At 71.4% G+C, this 23799-nt stretch carries 26 protein-coding genes; 8 read left to right on the top strand and 18 right to left on the bottom strand.

All coding sequences use genetic code 11. From position 1 onward, the window contains the following. Positions 1-21: 21 nt before the first annotated feature. Positions 22-978: a hypothetical protein gene (locus ACZ6BG_RS36425; RefSeq protein ID WP_469009903.1), complete on the bottom strand. Its 957-nt coding sequence runs from the start codon at positions 976-978 to the stop codon at positions 22-24. Between the two features lie 79 nt (positions 979-1057). On the opposite strand from ACZ6BG_RS36425, the gene ACZ6BG_RS36420 reads away from it, so the two are divergent. Both ACZ6BG_RS36420 and ACZ6BG_RS36415 read left to right on the top strand, forming a co-directional pair. After that, the gene (locus ACZ6BG_RS36420) at positions 1058-1252 is read left to right on the top strand and encodes a DUF3046 domain-containing protein (protein WP_030362849.1); all 195 of its coding nucleotides are present in this window, start codon (positions 1058-1060) and stop codon (positions 1250-1252) included. 124 nt (positions 1253-1376) lie between these two features. Further along, positions 1377-2618: an AI-2E family transporter gene (locus ACZ6BG_RS36415; protein ID WP_469009897.1), complete on the top strand. Its 1242-nt coding sequence runs from the start codon at positions 1377-1379 to the stop codon at positions 2616-2618. A 10-nt stretch (positions 2619-2628) separates the two neighbouring features. Here the strand turns inward: ACZ6BG_RS36415 and ACZ6BG_RS36410 are convergent, their stop codons facing one another. Continuing rightward, positions 2629-3579, bottom strand: coding sequence for an SDR family NAD(P)-dependent oxidoreductase (locus ACZ6BG_RS36410; protein ID WP_469009964.1), 951 nt, complete (start codon positions 3577-3579; stop codon positions 2629-2631). A gap of 301 nt (positions 3580-3880) precedes the next feature. Beyond that, positions 3881-4678, bottom strand: coding sequence for an ArsR/SmtB family transcription factor (locus tag ACZ6BG_RS36405; RefSeq protein WP_469009893.1), 798 nt, complete (start codon positions 4676-4678; stop codon positions 3881-3883). Positions 4679-5112: 434 nt separating this feature from the next. On the opposite strand from ACZ6BG_RS36405, the gene recA reads away from it, so the two are divergent. The 3 genes from recA (at position 5113) to ACZ6BG_RS36390 (ending at position 7482) form a co-directional block, all read left to right on the top strand. Further along, the gene (recA, locus tag ACZ6BG_RS36400) at positions 5113-6240 is read left to right on the top strand and encodes a recombinase RecA (RefSeq protein WP_469009889.1); all 1128 of its coding nucleotides are present in this window, start codon (positions 5113-5115) and stop codon (positions 6238-6240) included. 3 nt (positions 6241-6243) lie between these two features. Then, on the top strand, positions 6244-7002 hold the full coding sequence (gene recX, locus ACZ6BG_RS36395; RefSeq protein WP_469009884.1) for a recombination regulator RecX: 759 nt from the start codon (positions 6244-6246) through the stop codon (positions 7000-7002). 195 nt (positions 7003-7197) lie between these two features. Continuing rightward, positions 7198-7482: a hypothetical protein gene (locus ACZ6BG_RS36390; protein ID WP_469009880.1), complete on the top strand. Its 285-nt coding sequence runs from the start codon at positions 7198-7200 to the stop codon at positions 7480-7482. A 113-nt stretch (positions 7483-7595) separates the two neighbouring features. Here the strand turns inward: ACZ6BG_RS36390 and ACZ6BG_RS36385 are convergent, their stop codons facing one another. From ACZ6BG_RS36385 to ACZ6BG_RS36350, 8 genes are all read right to left on the bottom strand, one after another. Next, complete coding sequence (locus ACZ6BG_RS36385) at positions 7596-8027, bottom strand: rhodanese-like domain-containing protein (protein WP_469009961.1); 432 nt, start codon at positions 8025-8027, stop codon at positions 7596-7598. Positions 8028-8041: 14 nt separating this feature from the next. After that, entirely contained in the window at positions 8042-8602 is a 561-nt protein-coding gene (locus tag ACZ6BG_RS36380; RefSeq protein ID WP_469009877.1) for a cupin domain-containing protein, read from the bottom strand. Positions 8603-8673: 71 nt separating this feature from the next. Further along, positions 8674-8760 (bottom strand): putative leader peptide, encoded by an 87-nt coding sequence (locus tag ACZ6BG_RS36375; RefSeq protein WP_361832679.1) that lies wholly within the window; start codon positions 8758-8760, stop codon positions 8674-8676. Positions 8761-8827: 67 nt separating this feature from the next. Then, on the bottom strand, positions 8828-10663 hold the full coding sequence (locus ACZ6BG_RS36370; protein WP_469009874.1) for an FAD-dependent monooxygenase: 1836 nt from the start codon (positions 10661-10663) through the stop codon (positions 8828-8830). 224 nt (positions 10664-10887) lie between these two features. Next, complete coding sequence (locus ACZ6BG_RS36365; RefSeq protein ID WP_469009870.1) at positions 10888-11883, bottom strand: amino acid ABC transporter permease; 996 nt, start codon at positions 11881-11883, stop codon at positions 10888-10890. Then, positions 11880-12527: an amino acid ABC transporter permease gene (locus tag ACZ6BG_RS36360; RefSeq protein ID WP_190119349.1), complete on the bottom strand. Its 648-nt coding sequence runs from the start codon at positions 12525-12527 to the stop codon at positions 11880-11882. Before ACZ6BG_RS36360 ends, ACZ6BG_RS36365 begins: the two co-directional genes overlap by 4 nt. A gap of 109 nt (positions 12528-12636) precedes the next feature. Further along, positions 12637-13557, bottom strand: coding sequence for a glutamate ABC transporter substrate-binding protein (locus ACZ6BG_RS36355; protein ID WP_469009865.1), 921 nt, complete (start codon positions 13555-13557; stop codon positions 12637-12639). A gap of 122 nt (positions 13558-13679) precedes the next feature. Next, positions 13680-14456 (bottom strand): amino acid ABC transporter ATP-binding protein, encoded by a 777-nt coding sequence (locus tag ACZ6BG_RS36350; RefSeq protein ID WP_469009862.1) that lies wholly within the window; start codon positions 14454-14456, stop codon positions 13680-13682. Positions 14457-14819: 363 nt separating this feature from the next. On the opposite strand from ACZ6BG_RS36350, the gene ACZ6BG_RS36345 reads away from it, so the two are divergent. Both ACZ6BG_RS36345 and ACZ6BG_RS36340 read left to right on the top strand, forming a co-directional pair. Next, on the top strand, positions 14820-15509 hold the full coding sequence (locus tag ACZ6BG_RS36345) for a response regulator transcription factor (RefSeq protein ID WP_030362834.1): 690 nt from the start codon (positions 14820-14822) through the stop codon (positions 15507-15509). A 9-nt stretch (positions 15510-15518) separates the two neighbouring features. Next, the gene (locus ACZ6BG_RS36340; protein ID WP_469009855.1) at positions 15519-16943 is read left to right on the top strand and encodes a sensor histidine kinase; all 1425 of its coding nucleotides are present in this window, start codon (positions 15519-15521) and stop codon (positions 16941-16943) included. Between the two features lie 66 nt (positions 16944-17009). Here the strand turns inward: ACZ6BG_RS36340 and ACZ6BG_RS36335 are convergent, their stop codons facing one another. The 3 genes from ACZ6BG_RS36335 to ACZ6BG_RS36325 form a co-directional block, all read right to left on the bottom strand. After that, positions 17010-18005, bottom strand: coding sequence for a TAXI family TRAP transporter solute-binding subunit (locus ACZ6BG_RS36335; protein ID WP_469009853.1), 996 nt, complete (start codon positions 18003-18005; stop codon positions 17010-17012). Positions 18006-18150: 145 nt separating this feature from the next. Beyond that, positions 18151-19161, bottom strand: a complete 1011-nt coding sequence (locus ACZ6BG_RS36330) for an aminoglycoside phosphotransferase family protein (protein WP_469009851.1) — start codon at positions 19159-19161, stop codon at positions 18151-18153. 44 nt (positions 19162-19205) lie between these two features. Further along, on the bottom strand, positions 19206-19688 hold the full coding sequence (locus ACZ6BG_RS36325; protein WP_469009848.1) for a MarR family winged helix-turn-helix transcriptional regulator: 483 nt from the start codon (positions 19686-19688) through the stop codon (positions 19206-19208). Between the two features lie 157 nt (positions 19689-19845). Here ACZ6BG_RS36325 and ACZ6BG_RS36320 point away from each other — a divergent pair, with 157 nt between their 5' ends. Further along, a complete protein-coding gene (locus ACZ6BG_RS36320; RefSeq protein WP_469009846.1) occupies positions 19846-20787 on the top strand; it encodes an MBL fold metallo-hydrolase in 942 nt (313 codons plus the stop codon). A 57-nt stretch (positions 20788-20844) separates the two neighbouring features. Here ACZ6BG_RS36320 and ACZ6BG_RS36315 read toward each other — a convergent pair whose 3' ends face one another. The 4 genes from ACZ6BG_RS36315 to ACZ6BG_RS36300 form a co-directional block, all read right to left on the bottom strand. After that, on the bottom strand, positions 20845-21621 hold the full coding sequence (locus ACZ6BG_RS36315; RefSeq protein ID WP_469009960.1) for an SAM-dependent methyltransferase: 777 nt from the start codon (positions 21619-21621) through the stop codon (positions 20845-20847). 302 nt (positions 21622-21923) lie between these two features. Then, positions 21924-22511 (bottom strand): alkaline shock response membrane anchor protein AmaP, encoded by a 588-nt coding sequence (locus ACZ6BG_RS36310; RefSeq protein WP_469009844.1) that lies wholly within the window; start codon positions 22509-22511, stop codon positions 21924-21926. Further along, positions 22508-23593, bottom strand: a complete 1086-nt coding sequence (locus ACZ6BG_RS36305) for a DUF6286 domain-containing Asp23/Gls24 family envelope stress response protein (RefSeq protein WP_469009842.1) — start codon at positions 23591-23593, stop codon at positions 22508-22510. The genes ACZ6BG_RS36310 and ACZ6BG_RS36305 overlap by 4 nt, the downstream gene beginning before the upstream one ends. Further along, positions 23590-23775 (bottom strand): hypothetical protein, encoded by a 186-nt coding sequence (locus ACZ6BG_RS36300; RefSeq protein WP_468456292.1) that lies wholly within the window; start codon positions 23773-23775, stop codon positions 23590-23592. The genes ACZ6BG_RS36305 and ACZ6BG_RS36300 overlap by 4 nt, the downstream gene beginning before the upstream one ends. Positions 23776-23799: the final 24 nt, after the last annotated feature.

Here is a 23799-nt window from a genome sequence, read left to right as displayed (position 1 = left end):
GCAGTGCGCTCGGGCGGTCCGTCAGCTGATGGGCCGCCCGTACGCCCGCAGCGTCCGCAGCGCCTCCACCGTGACGATCGGACGGCACTCAAGGGACGTGCCGGGTGCCCACTGCCGCCACCGGATCGGCCAACCGCCGTCCTCTTGTTGCTCGTTCGCGAGGAAGTCCAGGGAGCGCGCCATCTCCTCATCCGTGAACCACGCGCGGGCCAGCGACTCCGGCGCCTTGGCGAAGTCGTACGCGAAGTGGTGCTCCCCGGGGCCGTACCCCGGGGCGACCGGGTTGGTGTCGGCGTGATCCGGGTCGAGGACCGCGAGGCGCTGCTCGCGGACCAGTCGGCCCAGCCGGTCGGCGGCCGCCTCCGCGCGCGGGCGGTCGGGCGCGCCGTCGAGGAAGACGACGGCGGCCTGGATCTCGTACGGATGCGACTTCTCCAGGGTCTCCACGGTCTGCCAGCAGAAGTCGGTGGCCCGGAACAGCCAGGCGTGCCACACCTCGTTGCGGTGCAGCAGGCCCACCACCGGCCCGGTGGCGAGCAGTTCGCTGGGCGGGTCGGTCACCACGGGCACGAACGGCGCCGAGGGGTAGCCGCGCTGGCTGGGATGGATCGCCGGGAGCGCGCCGTCCGGTGTCGACACCGCGGTCAGATAGCGGCACACCCGCTCCACGCGCATGCCGCCGCAGCGCTGGATGGAGTCCAGGACGCGCAGCGCGTGCCCGGTGTGCAGCGGCTGGCTGACGGGCCCGCGCAGGTCGGGTTCCAGCGCGTGGCCGTACCCGCCGTCCTCGTTGCCGTACGCGGCCAGCGCTGTCTCCACCGCATCGGCGCTCCCGGTGCCGCCGTCCAGGAAGTGGTACGCGAACCGTCGCTGTTCGAGCACGCGCGCGGTGAGCCAGATGAACTGCTCGGCGCGGCGCAGCGGGGAGGACGGCGACGGGGAGGAAGCGGCGTGCGGGGACGCTCCGTTTTCGGCCATGTTCCGAAGGTAGGGCGGAACGCGGCTCGGGGAAGCCCTCTGTGCGGGGCTGCACTCTCAGGGGCGCGATACTGGAGGCATGCGGTTGACGGTCTTCTGGCAGCGGATGGCGGCTCACTTCGGCGCGGGGTACGCCGAGACCTTCGCGCGCGATCACGTGATGACGGAGCTCGGCGGGCGCACGGTGCACCAGGCACTGGACGCGGGCTGGGAGGCGAAGGACGTGTGGCGGGCGGTGTGCTCGGCCATGAACGTACCGGCTGAAAACCGCTGACACGGGGCAGCTCTGTCGCGGGGGCGTGCGTTCTACGTGCGCGGTGACGTACTCCACGCGCGCGTAGGGCCATGAAATCCGGGGGCGGCGGCCGAATGGTCGTGGCGTGGGTGAGACTGGCACGGTGGCACCCACAGACGAGACCGCACAGATCACCCCCGAGGCAGCACCGCCCGGCACCACCCCGCCCGCCCAGCCCCCCTCGGCGGAGCAGGCCCGTGGCACCGGCATGCCGCGCTGGCTGCCGCGCGCCATGGTGCTCGCGCTCGCTCTGGTCGCCTGTTTCCAGCTCGGCAGCTGGGCCTTCCACCAGCTCACCGGACTGTTGATCAATATCTTGATCGCGTTCTTCCTGGCACTCGCCGTCGAGCCCGCCGTGAGCTGGATGGCGGCCCGCGGGCTGCGCAGGGGCCTGGCCACGGCCATCGTCTTCCTGGGCGTCATGATCGCGAGTGCGGGCTTCATCACCATGATGGGATCAATGCTCGCGGGCCAGATCGTCGACATGGTCGAGGACTTCCCCGACTATCTGGACAAGGTCATCCGCTGGATCAACATGACCTTCGACACGGACCTGTCCCGGGTCGAGGTCCAGGACAGCCTCATCCACTCCGACTGGCTGCGGAAGTACGTGCAGAACAGCGCGAGCGGCGTCCTGGACGTCTCCGCGCAGGTGCTCGGCGGCCTCTTCCAGCTTCTGACGATCCTGCTGTTCTCGTTCTACTTCGCCGCCGACGGGCCGCGGCTGCGGCGCGCGCTGTGCTCCGTGCTGCCGCCCGCCAAGCAGGCCGAGGTGCTGCGCGCCTGGGAGATCGCGGTCAACAAGACCGGCGGCTATCTCTACTCCCGCGGTCTGATGGCGCTGATCTCCGGGATCGCGCACTACATCCTGCTGCAGGTCCTCGAAGTGCCCTACGCCCCCGTGCTCGCGGTGTGGGTCGGCCTGGTCTCGCAGTTCATCCCGACGATCGGCACGTACCTCGCGGGCGCCCTGCCGATGCTGATCGCCTTCACCGTGGACCCCTGGTACGCGCTGTGGGTGCTGATCTTCGTCGTGATCTACCAGCAGTTCGAGAACTACGTCCTGCAGCCCAAACTCACCGCTAAGAGCGTCGACATCCACCCGGCGGTCGCCTTCGGGTCGGTCATCGCGGGCACGGCGCTCCTCGGCGCGGTCGGGGCCCTGATCGCCATCCCTGCGGTCGCGACGCTGCAGGCCTTCCTGGGGGCGTATGTGAAGCGGTATGACGTCATGGACGACCCACGCGTGCACGGGCACCGTCGCCGCGGCGGATCGCCTCTCCTCGCGCGCGTGCGGCGCTTGGTGTCGGGGCCCGGGGACGAGCCGCCGCCCGGTCCGCGCTAGCGGAGCGCGGCTACGTCAGGCCGAGGCCCGGGTCGACGCCCACCAGCTCGCAGCTGGCGGCCCACAGCCGGGCCGCGACGGCGGGGTCGGCCATGTGCGCCGGTACGTGCTCAAGGCGGGGCCTGCCGCGCAGGCCGAAGACGCTCGGCCCCCACAGCTGCCCCCCTCGTACGTCCGGATCGAGGACGGCCCGTACGAGGGGCCACGCTCCCGCGTCCTTGCCCTGGACCAGCAGCCCGGCGGGCAGGCCGCGCAGCCGCTCCCCGAAACTCCGGGTGTGCACCGGTGGCCGGGAGGGCGTGAGGGCGTCCAGCGCGCCCCCGGGATGGGCCACCACACTGCGTACCGAGCTGCCGACGGCACGCAGGCGGCGGTCGAGCTCGAAGCCGAAGGACATCTGCGCCAGCTTCGAGCGGCCGTAGGCGCGCTTGGGCCGGTAGTCGTGGGCGCACTGCAGATCGTCCAGGTCAAGGCGCTCGGACCGGGCCGCGAAGCTGCCGACCGTCACGACACGGCCCGCCGGTGCCGCGGCGAGGAGCGGTGCGAGCCACCTGGTCAGCGCGAAGTGGCCGAGGTGGTTCGTGGCGAACATGAGCTCGTGGCCGTCCCGGGTCTCGCGACGCGGTGGATCGTCGAGCGCGATCCCGGCGTTGTGGACCACCGCGTCCAGGCGGTCGAGTTCTCCTGTGTCCACGGCGGCCTTCAGGGATGCCGGTTCGGCGAGGTCCAGCGGCAGGTGGTGCAGGCGGGCCCCGGGGACGTACGAGCGGATCGAGGCCATGGCGGCCTCGGCCTTCCGGGGGTCCCGGCTGCCGAGCACGATCCGGGCTCCGGTCGCGGCGAGCTGCTCCGCCACGAAGTAGCCGATGCCTGCGTTGCCTCCGGTGATCAGGAAGGTCCGCTCCGGGACGGGCGGCAGGTCATGGACGTTCCAGGGCTGGAGCGGGGGTTCCGGGGTGATCGGGGAGTCGTGGGGTGCTCGGGGTTTCTGCGGTTCCTGGGGTTCTTGGGGCGGCGACGACACGGCGGAAGCAGGCTCCTTGCGCTCGGGTGCCGCTCTTGAGGGCGACATCGACGCGTTCACCGTCGCAGCCGCCGCCGACACTCCGGCGATGGTTCGTCGTCATCGCCGACAGGCTGCCGACAGCCCTCCCAGGAGCTGCGGGAGGGGTGTTGGGCGTCGCGTCCGGTGTCGTCGCCGGGCTGATGGTGTCGCCGAGTCGACGGCGGCCACCTTCCTGCCGGTGCCGTCGGCTACGGAGTCAGCCCTTGTGCGCGTCGGCGAGCGGTTCGCCCGTCTCCAGCAGGCTCTTCAGGCTGGAGAGGATGGCCGGCCAGCCCTGGCTGCACATCGAGTGCAGGACGCCGGCCGGGTCGAATTCGTGGGTGACGGTCAGCTTGACCTGATCGCCGTGCGGCTCGAGGTCGAAGGTGACCTGGGAACGGCGCTCCTCGGCCAGCTGGGCGCGGGTCTCCTCGCTGATGCCGTTGGCCTCGGCCCACTCCGTGGTGAAGGTGTGCCAGGTGTAGGACAGCTTGCTGTGGGGCTCGTGGGCGAGGACGACCTGCTCGGGGTCCTCGGTGACGCTGCCGCCGACCTGGTTCCAGGCCATGGGGGATCCCTTGGCCCAGTCGGTCCGGAAGCCGATGCCCCAGTAGCGGTTGGTGAAGGCCGGGTCGGTCAGGGCCTGCCAGAGCCGCTCGGGAGTGGTGCGGATGTAGGTCGTGTAGACGAAGGTCTTGCTGTCCATGGGAGGTTGCTCCAGTGCTCTCTTCAGGTCCGCGAGCGCGTTGACCCGCTCGCGGTCGAATTGGCTGATCCATCGCTCCGCGATGGCGTTGATCGGAGCGGCGTTCAAGTAGTGCAGCTTCTCCCGCCCCTGCCGCACCGTGGTCACCAGCTCGGCCGCCTCCAGCACGGCCAGGTGCTTGCTGACCGACTGCCGGGCCATGTCCAGTCCCGCGCACAGCTCCCGCAGGGTCTGTCCATTGCGGTCCCGGAGCCGGTCCAGCAGCCGCCGACGACTGGGATCGGCCAGTGCCTTGAACACCGCGTCCATGGTTCCGCCACCCCCAGTCATGCAGCCAAGTGGTTGCCTTTTCATAATGGGCAGCCTATTGGCTGCATGTCAAGTGGGAGGGGCTCCTGAAGCTCTGGAGGGTCGATGGACCTGTGGGGTCGGTTGGACTGGTCGGGCGGCTTCGCCGAAGGTCTGCCGAGATGAAGCTCGGTGAAGGTCGCCCGAGCTGAAGCTCACTGGCAGGCCCCCGCGTGGTGCGCTTGACAGTAAAATCGAACATCCATTCATATAGGGGTTCTGGTGGCGCGTTCCCGGGGGTTCACGGGGGGATCCCCGGGCCGCGCCGGTGGCTCGAGGAGGGCGGATCGCCCGGAGTTATCCACAGGCCGGGCGGGCGTCGGGGCGCATTGTCAGTGGCAGGCGTTAGCGTCTTTGACGTGAAGCGATCGACTCAAGCAAATCGGGTGGAACCCATGGCAGGAACCGACCGCGAGAAGGCGCTCGACGCCGCGCTCGCACAGATTGAACGGCAATTCGGCAAGGGCGCAGTGATGCGCATGGGCGAGCGGCCGAACGAGCCCATCGAGGTCATCCCCACCGGGTCGACCGCACTCGACGTCGCCCTCGGCGTCGGCGGCATCCCCCGCGGCCGCGTGGTGGAGGTGTACGGCCCCGAGTCCTCCGGTAAGACGACCCTCACCCTGCACGCCGTGGCCAACGCCCAGCGGGCCGGTGGCGCGGTGGCCTTCGTGGACGCCGAGCACGCCCTCGACCCGGAGTACGCCAAGAAGCTCGGCGTGGACATCGACAACCTCATCCTGTCCCAGCCGGACAACGGCGAGCAGGCCCTCGAGATCGTCGACATGCTCGTCCGCTCCGGTGCCCTCGACCTGATCGTCATCGACTCCGTCGCCGCCCTGGTGCCGCGCGCGGAGATCGAGGGCGAGATGGGCGACTCGCACGTGGGTCTGCAGGCCCGCCTGATGAGCCAGGCGCTCCGGAAGATCACCAGCGCGCTCAACCAGTCCAAGACCACCGCGATCTTCATCAACCAGCTTCGCGAGAAGATCGGTGTGATGTTCGGCTCCCCGGAGACCACGACCGGTGGCCGGGCCCTGAAGTTCTACGCCTCGGTGCGCATGGACATCCGCCGCATCGAGACCCTCAAGGACGGCACGGACGCGGTGGGCAACCGCACCCGCGTCAAGGTCGTCAAGAACAAGGTCGCGCCGCCCTTCAAGCAGGCCGAGTTCGACATCCTCTACGGCCAGGGCATCAGCCGCGAGGGCGGCCTGATCGACATGGGCGTGGAACACGGCTTCGTCCGCAAGGCCGGTGCCTGGTACACGTACGAGGGCGACCAGCTCGGCCAGGGCAAGGAGAACGCCCGCAACTTCCTCAAGGACAACCCCGACCTCGCCAACGAGATCGAGAAGAAGATCAAGGAGAAGCTGGGCGTCGGCGTGCGCCCGGAGACCCCGGCGGAGCCGGGCGCGGACGCCGCGGTCGGCGCGGCCCCCACGGAGGAGGACGCCGCCAAGACCGTGCCCGCCCCCGCGGTCAAGGCCACCAAGTCCAAGGCCGCGGCGGCCAAGAGCTAGGCCATGACGCGACGAACCGACTGGGCGGACCGTGCCGACCCCGCGGGGCGCAGCCGCCCCGAGACCGTCGGCCCGGACGGCCGCGCCCCGGCCGGTGTCGCCCCGGGACTCCCGGACGACGACGAGAGCGGCGGCCCGCACGGCGGCGGTCGTGGCGGCAGGGGCGGTCGGGCCGGTGGCCGTCGGCGGCGCGGCGGCTTCGGCCAACAGGACAGCGGTTCCCCGTCCTCGTCGAGGGCCGAGGACGGGGAACCGCCCACGGGGGACCCGGCTGAGCGGGCACGGGCCATCTGCCTGCGCCTGCTCACCGGGACCCCGCGCACGCGCAAACAGCTCGCCGACGCGTTGCGCAAGCGGGAGATCCCCGACGACGTGGCGGAGGAAGTGCTGTCCCGCTTCGAAGAGGTCGGCCTCATCAACGACGAGGCCTTCGCGGACGCCTGGGTCGAGTCCCGGCACCACGGCCGGGGCCTGGCGCGGCGGGCGCTCGCGCGGGAGCTGCGCACCAAGGGCGTGGACTCGGCCGTGATCGACGAGGCCGTCGGGCAACTGGACGCGGACCAGGAAGAAGCCACTGCCCGCGAGCTGGTCGCCCGCAAGCTCCGCTCCACTCGAGGCCTCGACCGGGACAAGAGACTCCGCCGCCTCGCCGGCATGCTCGCCCGCAAGGGGTACGCGGAAGGCCTGGCGCTCCGGGTCGTGCGACAGGCGCTGGAGGAAGAGGGGGAAGACACGGAGGACCTGGGGTACGAGGCGTACTGACCTGGGACCCGGTCGAAAGGTGGAGTTGTCCCCAGCTTGAACATGCCTGGTCGCCTCAGTGCACAGGAATCTGTGCACAGGCGAGTGTGTACGCATGGCTCAGGACGAGAGCACCACTGACGACGACGCCGCGCTCGGTGAGGGCAGTGCCTTGTTCGGCCACTGTCAGCCGCATCGTGCCGCGGGACCCTGCGGATGCTGCGCACCGAGGCGCTCGCCGTCCTGCTCCTCGCGACCGTGCTCGGCAGCGGCAGCGGCATCGCCCTCGCCGTCCTGACCGGCTTCAGCGTCGGCATGACCGGCACCGCGGCGCCCGACCGTCCTGCTCCTCGTCCTCGCGGCCGTGGTCGGCATCGCCGGACTGCTAGCCCCGACGGCGACGGCACTGCCCGGCCGGGCGGCCCTGAAGCCGCGCCCCGTCACGCTCGCGACGGCCAGGGAGTGAGGGCGGGTGAGGGGCGAGGGGGAGGAGCGAGCTAGCTGGCTGGCCAAGGAGTAAGGGGCGGTATGCAATGGCGGACGCCCCTTACTCGGCCTGCTCGGCATGCTCGACCTCCCCGACCGGTACCCGGTCTCACCCGACCGCTCGCGGTCTACTCGACCGGCAGCCCCGCCGCCTTCCACGCCTGAAATCCGCCGATGAGGTCCGTCGCGTGCCGCAGCCCCAACTGCCGCAGGGAGGCGGCCGCGAGGCTCGACGCGTAGCCCTCGTTGCAGAACACCACGACCCGCAGCTCATGGCTGGTGGCCTCGGCTGCGCGGTGGCTGCCCTGGGGGTCCAGGCGCCACTCCAGTTCGTTGCGCTCGACGACGAGGGCGCCGGGGATCAGACCGTCCCGCTCGCGCAGTTCCGCGTACCGGGTGTCGACGAGCAGCCCGCCCGAGTCCGCGATCTCGTACGCCTGCTCAGGGGTGACCCGGTCGAGTCCGCGCCGTACCCGCTCCAGCAACTCGTCGATGCCTACAGGGGATTGAGGTTCTCCGGAGGGATGCTGCTCCGCGGGGACTCCGGGGACGCCGTTCACTTCCAGGCCCGCGCTCACTGCCAGTCCTCCGGACGCTCGACGTGCTCGAGGCGCAGCACGGCGCCGGTGCGGCTGTAGCGGCGGATCTGGGGGAGCGGGGGGTAGTAGGCGTGCACGGAGATGGCGTGCTGGTCAGTGGACTCGTTGAGCACCTCGTGCACGTGGTTGCGGCCGAAGGCCCGGCCCTGTCCGGTGGCGAGCCGGCGTTCGCGGTCGACGCCCTCGGTGAGTTCCAGGGTCTTCCAGCCGTCGGTGGGCAGGCGGGCGGCGAGCGAGTTCTCCTTGAGGGTGCCCGCCGCGGTGGTGAACGCGCCGACCGACTCGGCGTGGTCGTGCCAGCCGGTGCCGGTGCGGGGCGGCCAGCCGATCAGCCAGGCCTCGCTGCCCTGGGGGCCTTCGAGGCGGACCCAGGTGCGGCCCTGCGCGTCCAGGGGCAGCGAGGCGATGAGGTCGGTGTCGGCCGCGGCGCGACGCACGAAGTCGAGGAGCTCGGCCGAGGTGGGCTTGGCCGTCGGCCGGGCCGTCGTGTGCAGCGCGGCGGGTACGGGAGCAGAGGCCGGTACGGAGGCAGACATGGGGTCCGTCCAGTGAGTTCGCGGAAGCGCACACCGGCGTACGGCATGCGCGGAAAAGGGAAATGGCGAATTCAGCAGGACGGCTGACACACGCAGCCCGCGTAGCGGACGAGGTCCATATGGACCCTCCGCCACAGGCGAACAGCGGTGTCGGTCATGGTCGGGAGTAGACCATGCGACCGGGAGACGGTCAACTCATGTTCAGCATCCGGTCGGTCGGTCGTCTCAGGATGAGCCACCGGGCTTCTTGGGGTCGTGCTTTCCGCTGGTCGGAGCGTTGGACGGGGCACGGGAGGGGGCGCTGGACGCGGAGTCGGACAGGTGCTCGGGCGAAGTGCCGGACACCTCGCCGGAAGCGGAAGCGGAACGGGAATCCACATCGCCTTCGCCCGCACCACCCCCGCCCGCATCGCCCTCGCCCGCACTGCTCCCGTCCGCCCCGCCCCGACCGCCCGAATTCCGCCCCCCGGGAGCCCGACCTCCCGAAGCCCGACCTCCCGCACCCTCGCCCAGCGCCGCCTCAGCCGCCGCGTACAGCTCCGCCGGACGCACCCCGCTGAGCGCGGTGACCAGATGGCCGTCGGGGCGTACGAGAAGGACGGAGTGCGCCGGGGCGCCCGGGTAGCCCTCCGCGACGAGGAGTTCGGCGGGATGGGGGAGCGCGGTGACCGCGGCGGCGAGCCGGGGCATGATCCCGGCCGTCACCCAGTGCCGCCGCTCCCACACGACGGTGCCCGGCGCGACGAGCACGACGAGCAGATGGCCGCGGCCGAGCCGGTCCCGCAGCCGCACGAAGGTGCCGTCGGGCGCGGTCACGCCCACGTCGATGACCGGACTGCCCGGTTCCGTGTCCACCGCCACGACGGAGTCCGAACTCTCCGGAGCCAGCGGCGAGTCGGTGTACCTGCCGGGCCCGCCCAGCTGTCCGTTGCCCACATGGCCGTCCATGAGCAGGGCGTCCTGCCCGCGCGCGGTCCCGGGGACGTATGCCCGCAGGCCCTTGCCTCCGCGCAGCGCGGGCAGCGCCTGGTCGGCGGCGCGCAGACGCGCTGAGACGGCGCCCCGGCGCTCGGCCTGATAGCTGTCGAGCAGTGTGTCGCGCGGGCCGTGGTGCCAGGCCAGGGCGAGCTTCCAGGCGAGGTTGTCCGCGTCGCGCAGGCCCTCGTCCAGGCCGTGGGTGCCGAGCGCGCCGAGGAGGTGCGCGGCGTCCCCGGCCAGGAAGGCGCGGCCGACGCGCCACCGGCGGGCGAGGCGGTGGTGGACGGTGTGGACGCCGGTGTCGAGCAGTTCGTACGCCGGGGTGGCGCCGCCGCACCAGCCGGCGAGCGTCTCGCGGATGCGGGTCACGAGGACGTCGGGTGTCACCAGCTCGCCGCGCGGCGGCAGGAGCCAGTCGATCCGCCACGCGCCGTCGGCCAGCGGACGTCCCGTCACCTCGGCACCGCCACCGCGCCAAGGGGGGCTCCGATGCAACAACGCCTGGCCGGGCCACGGAAGTTCCGTGCGCAGCGCGGCGACCGCGTGCCGCTCCACCGCCGTGCGCCCCGGGAAGCGGACGTCGAGCAGCTTGCGCACGGTCGAACGGGGCCCGTCGCACCCCACCAGATAACTGCCACGCCACCAGGTGTCCTTGAGTCCGCGCGTGTGGGCGGTGAGCCCGGAGGCATCCTGCTCCAGGGCGTCGAGCTTGCTCTCCACGGCGACCTTGACGAGGCGTTCGTCGGCGATGGCGGCCCGCAGCGCGCCGGTCAGCTCGTGCTGCGGGACGTGCAGCGGAGAGGGCAGCTCGTCACTGAACGTGAGCTCCCGCATCACCTGCTTGCGGCGCATCGAACGCCATCCGGTCCAGCGCGCGCCGGTCTCCACGTCGCCGAACGAGTGCCCGGCGAGCCGTTCGACGAGCGCCGTGGTGTCCTCGCGCAGGACGGCGGTCCGCGCGGGCCGCTGCTCGTCCTTGCCGGGCCCTTCGTCGAGGACGACGGTGGGCACGGAGTGACGTGCGAGGGCCAGGGCGAGGGTGAGGCCGACGGGACCCGCGCCGACGACGATCACCGGGTCCACGGCGCGCGGCCTCCTGCCAGGACGGTCCGGGGGCGCTGGACGTACGTACAGGAAATGGCAGTTGGAGCCCGGTGCACGATCACAGAACGTATGCAACAGACTGCATGGCACCCCGTCAAGCGGACGCTCGGGGCACACCCCTTCGGGAGACTGGGCGGGGCACCGGAACGACGATGGCCCGCCGGTGTTCCGGCGGGCCATCGCGGTGTGCGTGCGCGAACGCGTTACTTCTTGAAGTCCGGAGGCGGGGTGTCCTCCGGCGGCTCGGTGGCACCGCCGTCAGCCGCGGCCGCACCGTCCGCCGTCGGCGGGACGACAGGCGACACGGGCTTGTCGAGCACCTGCGGGGCCTCGGCGGGCTCTGCGGCCGCCGCCACCTTGATGCCCGTCTTCGCCCGCCTGCCGCGCCGCTCGATCCACGTGGCGAGGGACGAGAGGGCCAGGCACATCACGATGTAGATGGCGCCGACGACGATCACCACGGGGGTGATCGGGTTCTCGCCGTTGACGATGATGTTGTTCGCCATCGTGCGGGCGGCGAAGAGCAGTTCGTCGTACGTGATGATGTAGCCGAGGGACGTGTCCTTCAACGTCACCACCAACTGGCTGATGACCGTCGGCAGCATGGCGCGGATCGCCTGGGGCATCTGGAGGGTGATCATGACCTGCGACTTGCGCAGGCCGAGCGCGTACCCGGCCTCGACCTGACCACGGGGCACGGCGTTGACGCCCGCGCGGAACACCTCGGCCTGGACGCAGCCGTTGTACACGGTGAGGCCGATGACCAGGGCCCAGAAGGAGCTGTTCTCGCCGATCACACCCAGGTTGTTCTGGTAGGTGAGGATCAGCACCCACAGCGCGTAGATGGTGATCAGCAGCGGGACGGCGCGAAACAGCTCGATGAAGCCCGTGGCGAACCAGCGGATCGCCCGGTGGTCCGAGAGCCGGCCGACGGAGAGCAGCAGGCCGAGGAGGAGCGAGAGGACCCCCGCCAGGGCGAACACCTTGAGGGTGCTCACCAGGCCGTCGCGGATCTTGTTCCGCACGCCCGCGTTGTTGAAGATGTCCCAGACCTCGGGCTCCAGCTGGCCCTTGTCGTGCAGTCGGAAGACCGCGAAGACGATCAGGCCGAGCACGGCGAGCGAGCCGACGACCGTGTAGATGCGGTTGCGCAGACGGGCCTTCGGTCCCGGCGCGTCGTACAGGACGCTCGCACTCATCGCGCGACCCCCAAGCGGCGCTCAAGCAGCCGGAAGAGACCGCTGATGGTGAAGGTGATGATCAGGTAGCCGAGGGCCACCCAGAGGAAGATCCAGGCGATGTCGAAGCCCTTGTCGCTGAGCAGCTTCTGCACGCCGAACAGCTCCGTCACGCTGAACGCACCCGCGATGGCGGAGTTCTTCGTCAGGGCGATGAAGATCGAGCTGAGCGGCGGGATCACCGTGCGGGTGGCCTGGGGCAGGACGATCAGACGCAGGGTCTGGAAGAACGTCATGCCGATGGAGCGGGCTGCCTCCGCCTGGCCCAGGGGCACAGTGTTGATGCCGGACCTGATGGCCTCGCAGACGAACGCCGAGGTGTAGAAGCCGAGTGCGAGCAGCGCCTTGGTCCAGGGGCTGAGACCCGGCATGAAGATCACGGGAACGACGAACCACGCCACGAGGAAGAGCACCGTGAGCGGGGTGTTCCGGAAGAGCGTGACCCAGGCCGCGCCGAAGAAGCGCAGCGGGGGCACGGGAGACACGCGGAACCCGGCGATCACGATCCCCAGCACCATCGCGAGGGCTCCGCTGGCCAGGGTCAGCAGGATGGTTCCTATGAACCCCTCCCGGAATTCCGGGAGATGATCGAGCAAAACATTCACGGAGATGTCCTAGCGGCGGCTGCTGTCGGGCGGAGCTGCCGCGCCCTGCGCGTGCCGTGACGGCACCCACAGGGCGCGACGCTCAGTGCCGGTGGAACGGACGGAGAGATCAGTAACGCTCGAGGGCCGGGGGCTCCTGGTACGGGGATCCGGACAGGCCGAGGGTCGCCTCGTACGCCTTCTTGTAGTCACCGTTCTTCTGGTGCGCCTCAAGAGCGTCGGCGACGGCGTCCCGCAGGGCCTTGTCGTCCTTGTTCATGCCGACGCCGTACGGCTCCTTCGTGAAGGGGTCGCCGACGACCTTCAGCTTCTCCGGGCGCTGGGCGGCGTAGCCCTTGAGGATCGCGTCGTCGGTGGTGACGGCGTCGACCTCCTTGTTCAGCAGCTGCTGAACGCACTCGGAGTACTTGGACAGCTCGACGGTCTTGGCGCCGTACTTGGACTTCTTGATCTCCTGCAGCGGCGTCGAGCCCTTGATGGAGCAGACCGTCTTGCCCTTGACGGACTTCGGACCCGTGATGCCCTTCTCGTCCTTGCGGACGAGCAGGTCGGCACCGGCCATGAAGTACGGCCCGGCGAACCCGACCTGCTTCTTGCGCTCGTCGTTGATCGTGTACGTGCCTACGTAGAGGTCGACCTGGCCCTTGGAGATGGCCGTCTCACGCACGTTCGAGTCGATCGTCTCGAACTTGACCTTGTCCGCGGGGAAGCCGAGGTCCGCCGCCACCATCTTGGCGATCTCGATGTCGAAGCCGGAGCGCTTGCCGTCGGTGTCCTCGAAGCCCAGGAACGGCTGGTCGTTCTTGGCGCCGAAGACGATCTCGCCGTCCTTCTGCGCCTTCTTCAGGGTCGGGGAGTCGATCTTGACGTTCTTGGCGACCGCGTACGTGGGCAGCTTCGGCTGGTCCTTGCCGCCGGTGCCGCCCTTCGGCTTGTCACCGGCGGTCCCGGAGTCACCGCCGCAGGCGGTGGCGGTCAGGGCGAGAGCGGCGATCACCGCCGCCGCGGCGGCGGACTTGCGAACCTTCATGGTGGACATCCTTTGTTTCGGCGGAGGTTGGGGGAGACGCTGTGGTGCGTCCTGACATCGAGGTGGCATACCCGGCGTCCTCGGCGCACAGGCCGCGCCGGCGGGTCGCACGCGGGTGCGCGTCAGTGATGCAGGATCTTCGACAGGAAGTCCTTGGCGCGGTCGCTGCGCGGATTGCTGAAGAACTGGTCCGGAACGGCCTCTTCGACGATGCGGCCGTCCGCCATGAAGACGACACGGTTGGCCGCCGACCGGGCGAAGCCCATCTCGTGCGTGACGACGACCATGGTCATGCCGTCCCGGGCGAGCTGCTGCATGACCTCGAGGACCTCGTTGATCATCTCGGGGTCGAGGGCCGAGGTGGGCTCGTCGAAGAGCATCACCTTGGGGCCCATCGCCAACGCGCGGGCGATCGCGACGCGTTGCTGCTGGCCGCCGGAGAGCTGCGCCGGGTACTTGTCGGCCTGGGAGCCGACACCCACCCGGTCCAGCAGGGTGCGGGCCTTCTCCTCCGCCTCCGCCTTGGCCGTCCTGCGCACCTTGGTCTGGCCCAGCATCACGTTCTCGAGCACGGTCTTGTGCGCGAAGAGATTGAAGGACTGGAAGACCATGCCCACGTCCGCGCGGAGCCGGGCCAGTTCCTTGCCCTCCTGGGGCAGCGGCTTGCCGTCGATCGAGATCGCTCCCGAATCGATGGTCTCCAGGCGGTTGATGGTGCGGCACAGCGTCGACTTGCCCGACCCGGAGGGACCGATCACGACGACGACCTCGCCGCGGGTGATGGTCAGGTCGATGTCCTGGAGGACGTGCAGGGCGCCGAAGTGCTTGTTGACACCCTTCAGCACGACAAGGTCGTCCGCCGCGGGCTTGGCGTCCTTGGTCACCGATACTTCGGTCACGGCTTGTTGCTCCATCCTCCTCGGGTTGGGAGGACAGTAGTAACCCGGTGCGACCAGCGTCATTACATCTGAGGGGAAATTGAGCATAACGATCCGGCCGCAACCGGACACTCCGCGTGAAGGGGGCGCCCCGGCTGCGTACCGGGTGCATAACGGAACGTGTCCGTGACCCTAAGGGCCTTGACGCGGTCCTTATCCATCGGCGTGGATGCCTTGGGTGCTTTCGTGCGCCCGTATGCCGCTTGAAAACCGCGCGTACGCGCGCGTGCCCGGCGGCCGCGAACACACATGCGGGGCCGCGTGAGCGGGAACGGAACGACCGATGAACGAGTGGGGAGGGCCGATGGGCTGGGGGGAGACCGCATGAGACTGCTGCTCGTCGAGGACGACGACCACGTGGCCGCCGCCCTGTCCGCGGTCCTGGCCCGGCACGGCTTCGCCGTCACCCACGCCCGCAGCGGCGAGGAGGCCCTGCAGGCCCTGCTGCCCGGCGAGGCGGCGCCCTTCGGAGTCGTACTCCTCGATCTCGGCCTGCCCGACCAGGACGGCTACGAGGTCTGCGGCAAGATCCGCAAGCGCACCTCCATCCCCGTCATCATGGTCACCGCCCGCGCCGACGTCCGCTCCCGCATCCACGGCCTCAACCTCGGAGCCGACGACTACGTAGTGAAGCCGTACGACACCGGGGAACTCATCGCCCGCATCCACGCCGTCATCCGCCGCCCCTCGGCCGGTGCCGCGAAGAAGTCCGCCGACACCGAGCTGCGGCTCGGCAGCGTCCGCATCGAACTGCCCACCCGGCAGGTCAGCGTGGACGGCGACGTGGTCCAGCTGACCCGCAAGGAGTTCGACCTGCTCGCGCTGCTCGCACAGCGCCCCGGAGTCGTCTTCCGGCGCGAGCAGATCATCAGCGAGGTGTGGCGCACGAGCTGGGAGGGCACGGGGCGCACGCTGGAGGTGCACGTGGCGTCCCTGCGCGCCAAACTGCACATGCCCGCCCTGATCGAGACCGTGCGCGGAGTCGGCTACCGGCTCGTCGCCCCGGCGTCGTAGCGGGCACAGGTGCGCGCCCGCCTCCTGCCGCTCCTCATCGTCCTGATGGCCGGCGTGCTGCTCGCCCTGGGCTTCCCGCTCGCGGTCAGCGTGGCGTCGGCGCAGCAGCAGAAGGTGGTCGTCGACCGCATCGACGACACGGCGCGCTTCGCCGCGCTCGCACAGTTCGTCACCCAGCGCCCCACGGGCTCACGGGTGCGCGACAAGGACGAGCGGCGCGAGACCCTGCAGAAGGAACTCGACTACTACCACGAGGTGTACGGCATCAAGGCGGGCGTGTTCTTCCGGGACCGCTTCCCCATGGCGCACGCCCCCGGCGACTGGTACCTGCCCACCGGCGGCGGTGACGTGAGCGACGCCTTCGAAGAGGCCCTGCGCTCCCGTGGCAGCCACAACCCGCCCCAGGTGTGGCCCTGGAACGAGGGCGGGCGGATCGTCGTCGCCTCACCGGTGATCCGCGACGGCGACGTCGTGGCCGTCGTCGTCACCGACTCGCCCACCGGACGCATGCGCGCGAAGACCCTGCACGGCTGGCTGCTCATCGGCGCGGGAGAGTCCGCGGCCATGCTCCTCGCGGTCGGCGCCGCGCTCCGCCTCACCGGCTGGGTCCTGCGCCCCGTGCGGGTCCTGGACGCCACCACCCACGACATCGCCACCGGACGCCTCGCCTCCCGCGTCGCGGCCGCCGGCGGTCCGCCGGAACTAAGACGCCTGGCCCGGTCGTTCAACGAGATGGCGGACAACGTCGAAGACGTCCTCGAGCAGCAGCGCGCCTTCGTCGCCGACGCCTCGCACCAACTGCGCAACCCGCTGTCCGCCCTGCTGCTCCGCATCGAGCTCCTGGCCCTCGAACTGCCCGAGGGCAACGAGGAGATCGCCTCGGTGCGCACCGAAGGCAAGCGCCTCGCGCAGGTCCTCGACGACCTGCTCGACCTGGCGCTCGCGGAACACGCGGCGGCGGATCTCCAGCTCACCGACATCGGCGAGCTGGCGGCCGAGCGCGTCGCAGCCTGGCGGCCGCTGGCCGAGGAGCGGGGCGTGCGGCTGGCCGGGGAGTGCCCGGCGACCACCGGCTGGGCGGACCCGATCGCCCTGTCCAGCGCCCTGGACGCGGTGATCGACAACGCCCTGAAGTTCACACCGGAGGGAGCGGAGGTGCGGGTGCGGGTCGCCGCCGCCGACTCCAGGACCACCATCGTCATCACGGACGGCGGCCCGGGCCTCTCCGACGACGAACTGTCCCGCATCGGCGACCGCTTCTGGCGCAGCAACCGCCACCAGAACGTCAAGGGCTCGGGCCTCGGCCTGTCGATCTCACGGGCCCTGCTCGCGTCCGGCGGCGGCACCATGGCGTACGAACGCCATGAACCCCAGGGCCTGAAGGTGACGGTCGGCGTTCCGCGGCAGGCGCCGGAGGGGTCGGCCCGGAAGTAGGCCGGGGGCCGCTCGGGTTCGGCCGAGCGGTCTCTCAGGGTTTGTCGGGTTCGGCCGAGCGGTGCCTCAGGGCTTGACCGAGCGGTAGTAGCGCCGCGCGCCCTCGTGCAGGGTGAGGGGGTCGGTGTACAGGGCGGTGCGCAGGTCCACCAGTTGGGCCGCGTGCACCTGCGCGCCGATGTGGTCCCGGCTGTCGATGACGGTCCGGGTCAGCCCCTCCGTCAGCTCCGGGTCGGCCCGGTCGGTGGTCACCAGGAGGTTCGCCACGGCCAGCGTCGGCACGGACGCGCTCTGCTGGGCCTGCGGGTAGGCGTCGGCCGGCATGGTGGCGGCGCGGTAGTAGCGGGACGCGCCGCCCTGCTTGTGCAGCGCGTCGACGAGGTCACCGAGCGGTACGAGGCGGATGGCGAGACCCTCTGACAGCTCCCGCACCGAGCTGGTGGGCAGCCCGCCCGACCAGAAGAACGCGTCGATGTCGCCGTTCCGCAGCAACTCGGGGGCGGTGTCTATGCCGGCGGGCAGCGCCTTGATGTCCTTGTCGAGCCGCAGCCCCGCGGCCTTGAGCACCCGGTCGGCGATCAGCCGCACGCCCGAGCGCGGCTGCCCCACGGCGACCCGCCGACCGCGCAGGTCCCGCGCCTCCTCGATCTTGGACGAGCGCCGCACGACGAGCTGTACGTAGTCGTCGTACAGCCGCGCGCAGCCCTGCAGCCGGTCCGCCCCCGGCCGGTCCTCCAGGCGGTACTTCTCCACCGCGTCGGCCGCCGCGATGGTGAAGTCGGCCTTGCCCGTCGCGACGCGCTCGACGTTCTGCTGCGAGCCCTGGCTGTTGAGCAGGTCGATGTCGACGTCCGGCATGTCGTCGGCGGCGGCGTTGCGCAGCAGCTTCCCGTACGTCTCGTAGACAGCGCCCTTCACTCCCGTACTGAAGGTCATCCGCCCCTGCGGAGAACTCTCGCCCACCGGCAGCAGCCACCACAGAAGCAGCCCGAACACCACAAGGGCCGCCGCCGAGGCCTGCAGGGCCCGGCGCCGGCTGAGGTGGGGCAGGGCCGCGAACATGGGCGCGATCCTGCCACCTCACGCGGCGTGCTGGCCAGGGTGGGCCGTGCGGGCACGGGGCGGGGGCTCCGGCCTTTGGCGGTACGCGGTCCGGGGCCGGGGCGCCGGGCTGTGCCGGTACGGGGCCGGGGCTCGGGCGCCCGTGTCAGGCCCCGCGCGCGTGGTCGGCGAGCACTTCGTGGATCACATGGCGCGCGTTGGCGGCGAGCGCCGGGTTGGTGACGGCGTAGTACGGCAGCTGGATGAGCGCCATGGACAGCGCGCGGCCGCGCCCGCGCGCCCACGTCGCGTCGTCTGCGCCGGTCGCGGCGCGGAACGTCTCGCGTGCGTCGGCGGGCAGCAGGTTCCAGGCGACGATCAGGTCGCAGGCGGGGTCGCCCACGCCCGCCGTCCCGAAGTCGATCACCGCGTGGAGGCGTCCTTCGCGGACCAGCAGGTTGCCGGGCATGAGGTCGGAGTGGACCCAGACGGGTGGGGCGTCCCAGTCGGGGGTTTGGAGGGTGGCCTCCCAGACGGCGGTGGCGGCTTCGACGTCGATGCGGGTGTCGACGGTGGGGGAGGCGTTGGTGGTGTTCACTTCCGTGTGACCCGTGTGACCCGTGTGACCCGTGTGACCCGTCTGCCCCAGCCGCCGCAGTTCCTCGATCGCCGCACGGGTCTCGGCGTCCTCCGTCGCCACCGGGGCCCCGCGATAGGCGGGCGGTCCGTCCGTGGGGTCGACGCGGCGCATGGCCGTGACGAACGCGGCCAGGTCCGCGGCGAGCGCGTCGGGTGAGGTGAGTGCCCCGACGGCAGGGTTCTCGCCGTCGAGCCAGCTGTGGACGGACCAGGCCCACGGATACTCCTCGCAAGGCTCGCCACGGCCCAGCACGGCGGGGATCGTCGCCGGGAGCTGAGGCGCGAGCCAGGGCAGCCAGCGGCTCTCCTTGGCCACGTCCGCGGCGCCCCCGGCTATGCGGGGGAGGCGTACGGCCATGTCGTCGCCGAGCCGGAACACCGCGTTGACGGTCCCGGCCGACGGGAATTGCCCGACGGGCAGGTGCGCCCACTGCGGGAACTGGGCAGCGAGCAGCTTCCGGACCAGAGGTACGTCGATGTCCGGCTCCCCGGCGTGCAGCTTGCCGTTCCGGTGAGGCTCGTCGGTGGGCGTCGTCATGTGGGCATTCTTCGTTGCCGCACCGCCGGGGCGAAACCGAATTCTCAGCGGTCGACGGCGCGTTGGAGCAGGTCCTGGAGGGTGTCCTGCTCCTGCTGGGTCAGCGGCGCGAGCGGCGACTCGGCGGAGAGCAGGGCCATGAGGCGCTCGCGCAGGGCGGTGCCCTCGGGCGTGAGGACGAGCTGCTTCGCGCGTCGGTCGCTGGGGTGCGGGCGGCGCTCTACCAGCCCCTGCTCCTCCAGGCGGTCGGAGACGAACGTGGCGTTGGACGGCTCGCAGCACATGCGCCCCGCCAGCTCGCGCAGCGTCAGCGGGCCGGTGAGCTCGCGCAGCGCGACGGCCTGCGCGGCGGTGAGGCCCAGGGTGGTGGCGCGGTCGCGTACATGGGCGTCGATGCGGCGGGCCAGGGTGCCCACGAGGCCGCAGAGGCGGCGGTCGGCGGCGGCTTGGAGCTCCGCGCGGTCGGGAGGCCCCGTGGTTGCGGCGTGGGGCTCCGTCTCGGCGGCACCGCCGCGCGATGTCGTCATGTGGCCCAGCTTACGCAATCGCATCGAACTGTAATAGTTGCAACTCGAATGATTGCAGCTCTAACGTTCTGGTGCGGCACGGAAGCCATCCGGTCCGCGTGGTTCCGCCTGCCCGCTCACCTGCGCCACCACTGCCACACGACGTCCTAGGAGTGCCATGACCAGCTCGGAGACGAGTCCGGAGACCAGTTCGGAGACCACCTCGGACTTCCGTCCGGGGAACAGCTGGGACGACCGGTTCCGCCGTCCCGCGCGCACCCGCACCATCCACGTCGGCGACTTGCGCGTCAGCTATCTGGCCGACGGCGCGGTGGGCCTGAAGCCGCGTGGCTGGCTGCCCGCGACGACCGCGGACGACTGGGAGCCGTACGCCGACCACCTCGACGAGCGGGGGCACCTGGTCGCGAGCGTCGGTGGGCTGCTCGTCGAGCACGGCGAGCGGGCCCTGCTGATAGACACCGGCTTCGGCCCCCAGGTCTCGCCGGACGACCCGGCCGACGAGCGCATCGGCGCGCTCACGAGCGGCGGACTCCTGGACAGCCTCCGCCAGGTGGGCCGGCGCCCCGAGGACATCGAGGCGGTCACCTTCACGCATCTGCACGGCGATCACCTCGGCTGGGCCTGGCACCGCGCCCCCGGCAGCGACCTGCCGCCGTTCGCGCACGCCCCCCACCTCGTCTCCGCGCCCGAGTGGGAGCACCGCCACCTCGCCGCCCCGCACGGGGCGACCCCTGAGCGCCTGGCGGCCTTCGCCGACCGGGTCCGCACGGTCACCGACGGCGAGGAGGTCTTCCCCGGCGTGCGCGCCCTCATGACGCCCGGTCACACCGCGGGCCACCTGGTCTTCGAGATCACGTCGAACCGCGAACGGCTCCTCGCGTTCGGTGACGCCCTGCACAGCCCGGTCCAGATCGCCCACCCGGAGTGGTCGGCGGTGGTCGACCTCGACCCGGTGGAGTCCGCCGAGCAGCGCCATCGCCTTGTCGACGAGTTGGGCAAGCCCGGCACGCTGGGCTTCGGCATCCACTTCGCGGACGTGGTGTTCGGCCGGGCCGAGCGGGACGCCCAGGGGCGGACGGCCTGGGTCCCGCTGCCGTGACCCGTGCGGTGCGTCGGCCCGGGCGGCCCGTCACCTGTGACCCGCGCGCCGCGCGTTCTAGTGCTTGCGGGCCACACCGCCGAACATCGCCACCTCGTCCGGCTCGCCGAGCTCCGTCGGCTCCGGACGCCACCGCGAGCAGGAGACCACGCCGGGCTCCAGCAGTTCGAGGCCGTCGAAGAACCTGGCGACCTGCTCCGGAGTGCGCTGCGTCAGCTTCGGCGTGCCGTGTTCGTTCCAGAAGGCCACGGCCGCGTCGACGTCCGGCATCGCCGGGCTGGTGATCGTGTGCGAGAGGACGAGATGGCTCCCTGAGGGCAGCGCGTCCATGATGCGGCGCACGAGACCCTGGGCCTCCTTGTCGTCCTCGATGAAGATCACGACTCCCAGGAGCATCAACGCGACCGGACGGCTGAAGTCCAGCGTCTGGGAGGCGTGTTCCAGGACGGACTCGACGTCACGCATGTCGGCGTCCAGGTAGTCCGTCCGGCCCTCGGGGGAACTCGTCAGCAGGGCGCGCGCGTGGGTGAGGACCAGCGGATCGTTGTCTACGTAGACGATGCGTGACTCCGGGGCGATCCGCTGGGCCACCTCGTGGGTGTTGTCCGCGGTCGGCAGTCCGGTGCCGATGTCGAGGAACTGGCGTACGCCGCAGTCGGCCACCAAGTGCCGTACCGCGCGGCCGAGGAAGAGCCGGTCCGCGCGCGCGTAGTCGCCGATTCCCGGGTGGAGTTCACGGATGCTGTCGCCCGCCTCACGGTCGACCGCGTAGTTGTCCTTGCCGCCGAGCCAGTAGTTCCAGATGCGGGCCGTGTGCGGCTGCGCGGTGTTGATCCGGTTCCGTACGGCGTCGGCCGCGTCGGCCGAGTCCTGCGGGGACGGCTCCTGCGGAGAAGGGCTCGCGGTCACGTGATCGCCTCCTGGCGTGACGTTTTACGTGTGACGTTGTGAGGTTGCGGCGGGGTGGGGGCCGTGACGCGCGCGGCCGCTGATGCGCCTGGAGGCAATCTAGTCGCGGAATGCGAGCGTCCATCTCACACTCGCGCCGCAGCACCCCTGAACGCCCTTACGGAAGGGCGGTTTTCGAGATGGCGTGAGCGCTGCGGAGATGGTGTCCTTCGAGCGCGGGACGCCGTTCAGCGGATGCGGCGGCGCGGCCTGTGCATCCGGACGCCGATCCGCACCTCCGCCTCCAGGGTGCGCGGTGCCGCCGCCGCGCGGGCCTCCGCCACGGCCTGCTCGGCCAGCCGGCGCAGGACCGCGCGCGGCGAGCCGTCGGCCGCGAGGACCAGCGTGATGCGAGCCCGCAGCCGGTGGGGGCGGCCGAGGAGCCGTACGTGGGCGCGGGCCACACCGTCGACCGCCTGGACGCGCTCGGCCATCGCCGCCGCCAGCGCCGGGCCGGCGAGGGTGACCCCGTCCCGCCCCAGGGTGAGCACCCGCAGGCGCCCCGCGCGGAACTCCAGGGCGGCCCAGCACAGGAACAGCAACAGGGCTACGGCCAGGGCCGCGATCACGACGGGCGGCCACCAGCCGTGGTCGCGCCAGCGCCCGAGCGCGGCGCCGTCCAGCCACACGCGGTCGGTGCCCAGGCGCGGCCAGCCGGACGGCAGCCGGTCCCGGACGGGGGTCGCCGTGGTGGCCAGAGCGGCCCCCGAACCGAGCAGCACCGCCGCGGCGCACAGCAGCGTCGCGCGGTTCACGCCTCGCCGGAGCGCGCTCATGAGGGGTCGCTCCCCGGCGTGGGCTCCTGGGCGGCGGTCTGTGGCGTCGTCCCGGGCGGGCCCGGGTCCGGGGCGGGCGGCGGCGCCGGTTCGCGCCACGTGGGCTCCGTACGCAGCCGTACACGCAGCCGGGGCGGCCTGCTGAGCCCGCACTCCGCCAAGGCCGCCCGGGCCGCCCTCAGGACCTCCTGGCGGGCCGTGGCGGGGTCGCCGAACCCCAGCCCCACGCGCGCCCGCGCCCGGCGGCGCCCGACCCGCACCCGCGCCCGCGTGACGCCGGGAACCTGGACCATGGCGTCCCGCAACAGGGCCGCGGCCGCACCGCGTTCGAGCACCGCGTGCACCCCTGGCAGCGGCGGCGCCATCGGGAGACGCCGTCGCTGCCCCGGAGTGATCGCCAGGACCAGCAGGCACACGCCGAGGGCGAACACGGCTGCCGCGGCGGCGATGTTCACCGCCGTACCGCCGTCCGGTCCGTGCGTGGCCAGCCAGTCCACGAGCCGCACCCGCCACCGCGCGGGCGACCGGTCCGCCGCGTGCACCGCCACCACGTCGTACAGCAGCACCCCGGAGGCGACGGCCGCAGCCAGGGCCAACACGGCCACCGGCAGACGGCGTTCGGACCACGGGCGCCGCCCGCCGCGCGCGACCGTCGCCTCCGTAGACGTCGCTTCGACGCCCCCGGAGTCTGCGGGGCCTACGGCGTACCCAGTGCCCTCGGCGTACCCAGCACCCTCCGTGTGATCGACCTTCTCCGTAGGGCGCTCCCCCTCCGTAGGGCGCCCCCGCAGGGACAACTCCCTTACGTGGACGCGGGCCGAGTCCACGGAGAGACCGGTCAGGTGGGCAGTGCGGTCGGTGACGTGCGAGCGGACACTCTCGCCCGTGTCGTCCAGCACGCCCGGGTAGGGCACCGCCACGGTGACACCCACCCGGGCCCGGCGGCCGCGCACGGCCGCCGAGCCCCGGCTGACCCGGACCTCGCCCGGACCCAGTGCCTCCGTGGCGGCGCGTTCCGCGATCCGGCGCACCGCGCGGTCCGCGACGGTGGTCGCGCCGCGCTCCGCGGCGGGGGTGCTCATCGCCGCTCCCGGTCACGCCCGGACAGGAACTCCCGGATGTCGGTCCCGTCGTCCACGAGGCGTCCCAGGACGAAGCCCACCGCGCCGAGCGCGGCGACCAGCAGGAAAGCCCCGAAGCCGCCGAACCATCCGGCGAATCCCAGTGCCATCCCCGAAAACAGGCCCACCAGGGCTTTGTTCACCACTCACCTCACACCGCAGAAGGG

The organism is Streptomyces sp. NPDC041205, from assembly GCF_055591765.1.
This window is presented reverse-complemented; position numbering and strand designations above follow the sequence as displayed.

What these genes read in the sequence shown, in the direction of transcription:
- ACZ6BG_RS36310 (WP_469009844.1), bottom strand. Translation starts at nt 22,511, where the DNA reads ATGAGCGCGCTCCGGCGAGGCGTGAACCGCGCGACGCTGCTGTGCGCC.
- ACZ6BG_RS36325 (WP_469009848.1), bottom strand. Translation starts at nt 19,688, where the DNA reads ATGACGACATCGCGCGGCGGTGCCGCCGAGACGGAGCCCCACGCCGCA.
- ACZ6BG_RS36375 (WP_361832679.1), bottom strand. Translation starts at nt 8,760, where the DNA reads ATGACCGACACCGCTGTTCGCCTGTGGCGGAGGGTCCATATGGACCTC.
- ACZ6BG_RS36380 (WP_469009877.1), bottom strand. Translation starts at nt 8,602, where the DNA reads ATGTCTGCCTCCGTACCGGCCTCTGCTCCCGTACCCGCCGCGCTGCAC.
- ACZ6BG_RS36345 (WP_030362834.1), top strand. Translation starts at nt 14,820, where the DNA reads ATGAGACTGCTGCTCGTCGAGGACGACGACCACGTGGCCGCCGCCCTG.
- recA (WP_469009889.1), top strand. Translation starts at nt 5,113, where the DNA reads ATGGCAGGAACCGACCGCGAGAAGGCGCTCGACGCCGCGCTCGCACAG.
- ACZ6BG_RS36320 (WP_469009846.1), top strand. Translation starts at nt 19,846, where the DNA reads ATGACCAGCTCGGAGACGAGTCCGGAGACCAGTTCGGAGACCACCTCG.
- recX (WP_469009884.1), top strand. Translation starts at nt 6,244, where the DNA reads ATGACGCGACGAACCGACTGGGCGGACCGTGCCGACCCCGCGGGGCGC.
- ACZ6BG_RS36330 (WP_469009851.1), bottom strand. Translation starts at nt 19,161, where the DNA reads ATGACGACGCCCACCGACGAGCCTCACCGGAACGGCAAGCTGCACGCC.
- ACZ6BG_RS36425 (WP_469009903.1), bottom strand. Translation starts at nt 978, where the DNA reads ATGGCCGAAAACGGAGCGTCCCCGCACGCCGCTTCCTCCCCGTCGCCG.
- ACZ6BG_RS36365 (WP_469009870.1), bottom strand. Translation starts at nt 11,883, where the DNA reads ATGAGTGCGAGCGTCCTGTACGACGCGCCGGGACCGAAGGCCCGTCTG.
- ACZ6BG_RS36420 (WP_030362849.1), top strand. Translation starts at nt 1,058, where the DNA reads ATGCGGTTGACGGTCTTCTGGCAGCGGATGGCGGCTCACTTCGGCGCG.
- ACZ6BG_RS36390 (WP_469009880.1), top strand. Translation starts at nt 7,198, where the DNA reads ATGCTGCGCACCGAGGCGCTCGCCGTCCTGCTCCTCGCGACCGTGCTC.
- ACZ6BG_RS36335 (WP_469009853.1), bottom strand. Translation starts at nt 18,005, where the DNA reads ATGTTCGCGGCCCTGCCCCACCTCAGCCGGCGCCGGGCCCTGCAGGCC.
- ACZ6BG_RS36305 (WP_469009842.1), bottom strand. Translation starts at nt 23,593, where the DNA reads ATGAGCACCCCCGCCGCGGAGCGCGGCGCGACCACCGTCGCGGACCGC.
- ACZ6BG_RS36405 (WP_469009893.1), bottom strand. Translation starts at nt 4,678, where the DNA reads ATGGACGCGGTGTTCAAGGCACTGGCCGATCCCAGTCGTCGGCGGCTG.
- ACZ6BG_RS36355 (WP_469009865.1), bottom strand. Translation starts at nt 13,557, where the DNA reads ATGAAGGTTCGCAAGTCCGCCGCCGCGGCGGCGGTGATCGCCGCTCTC.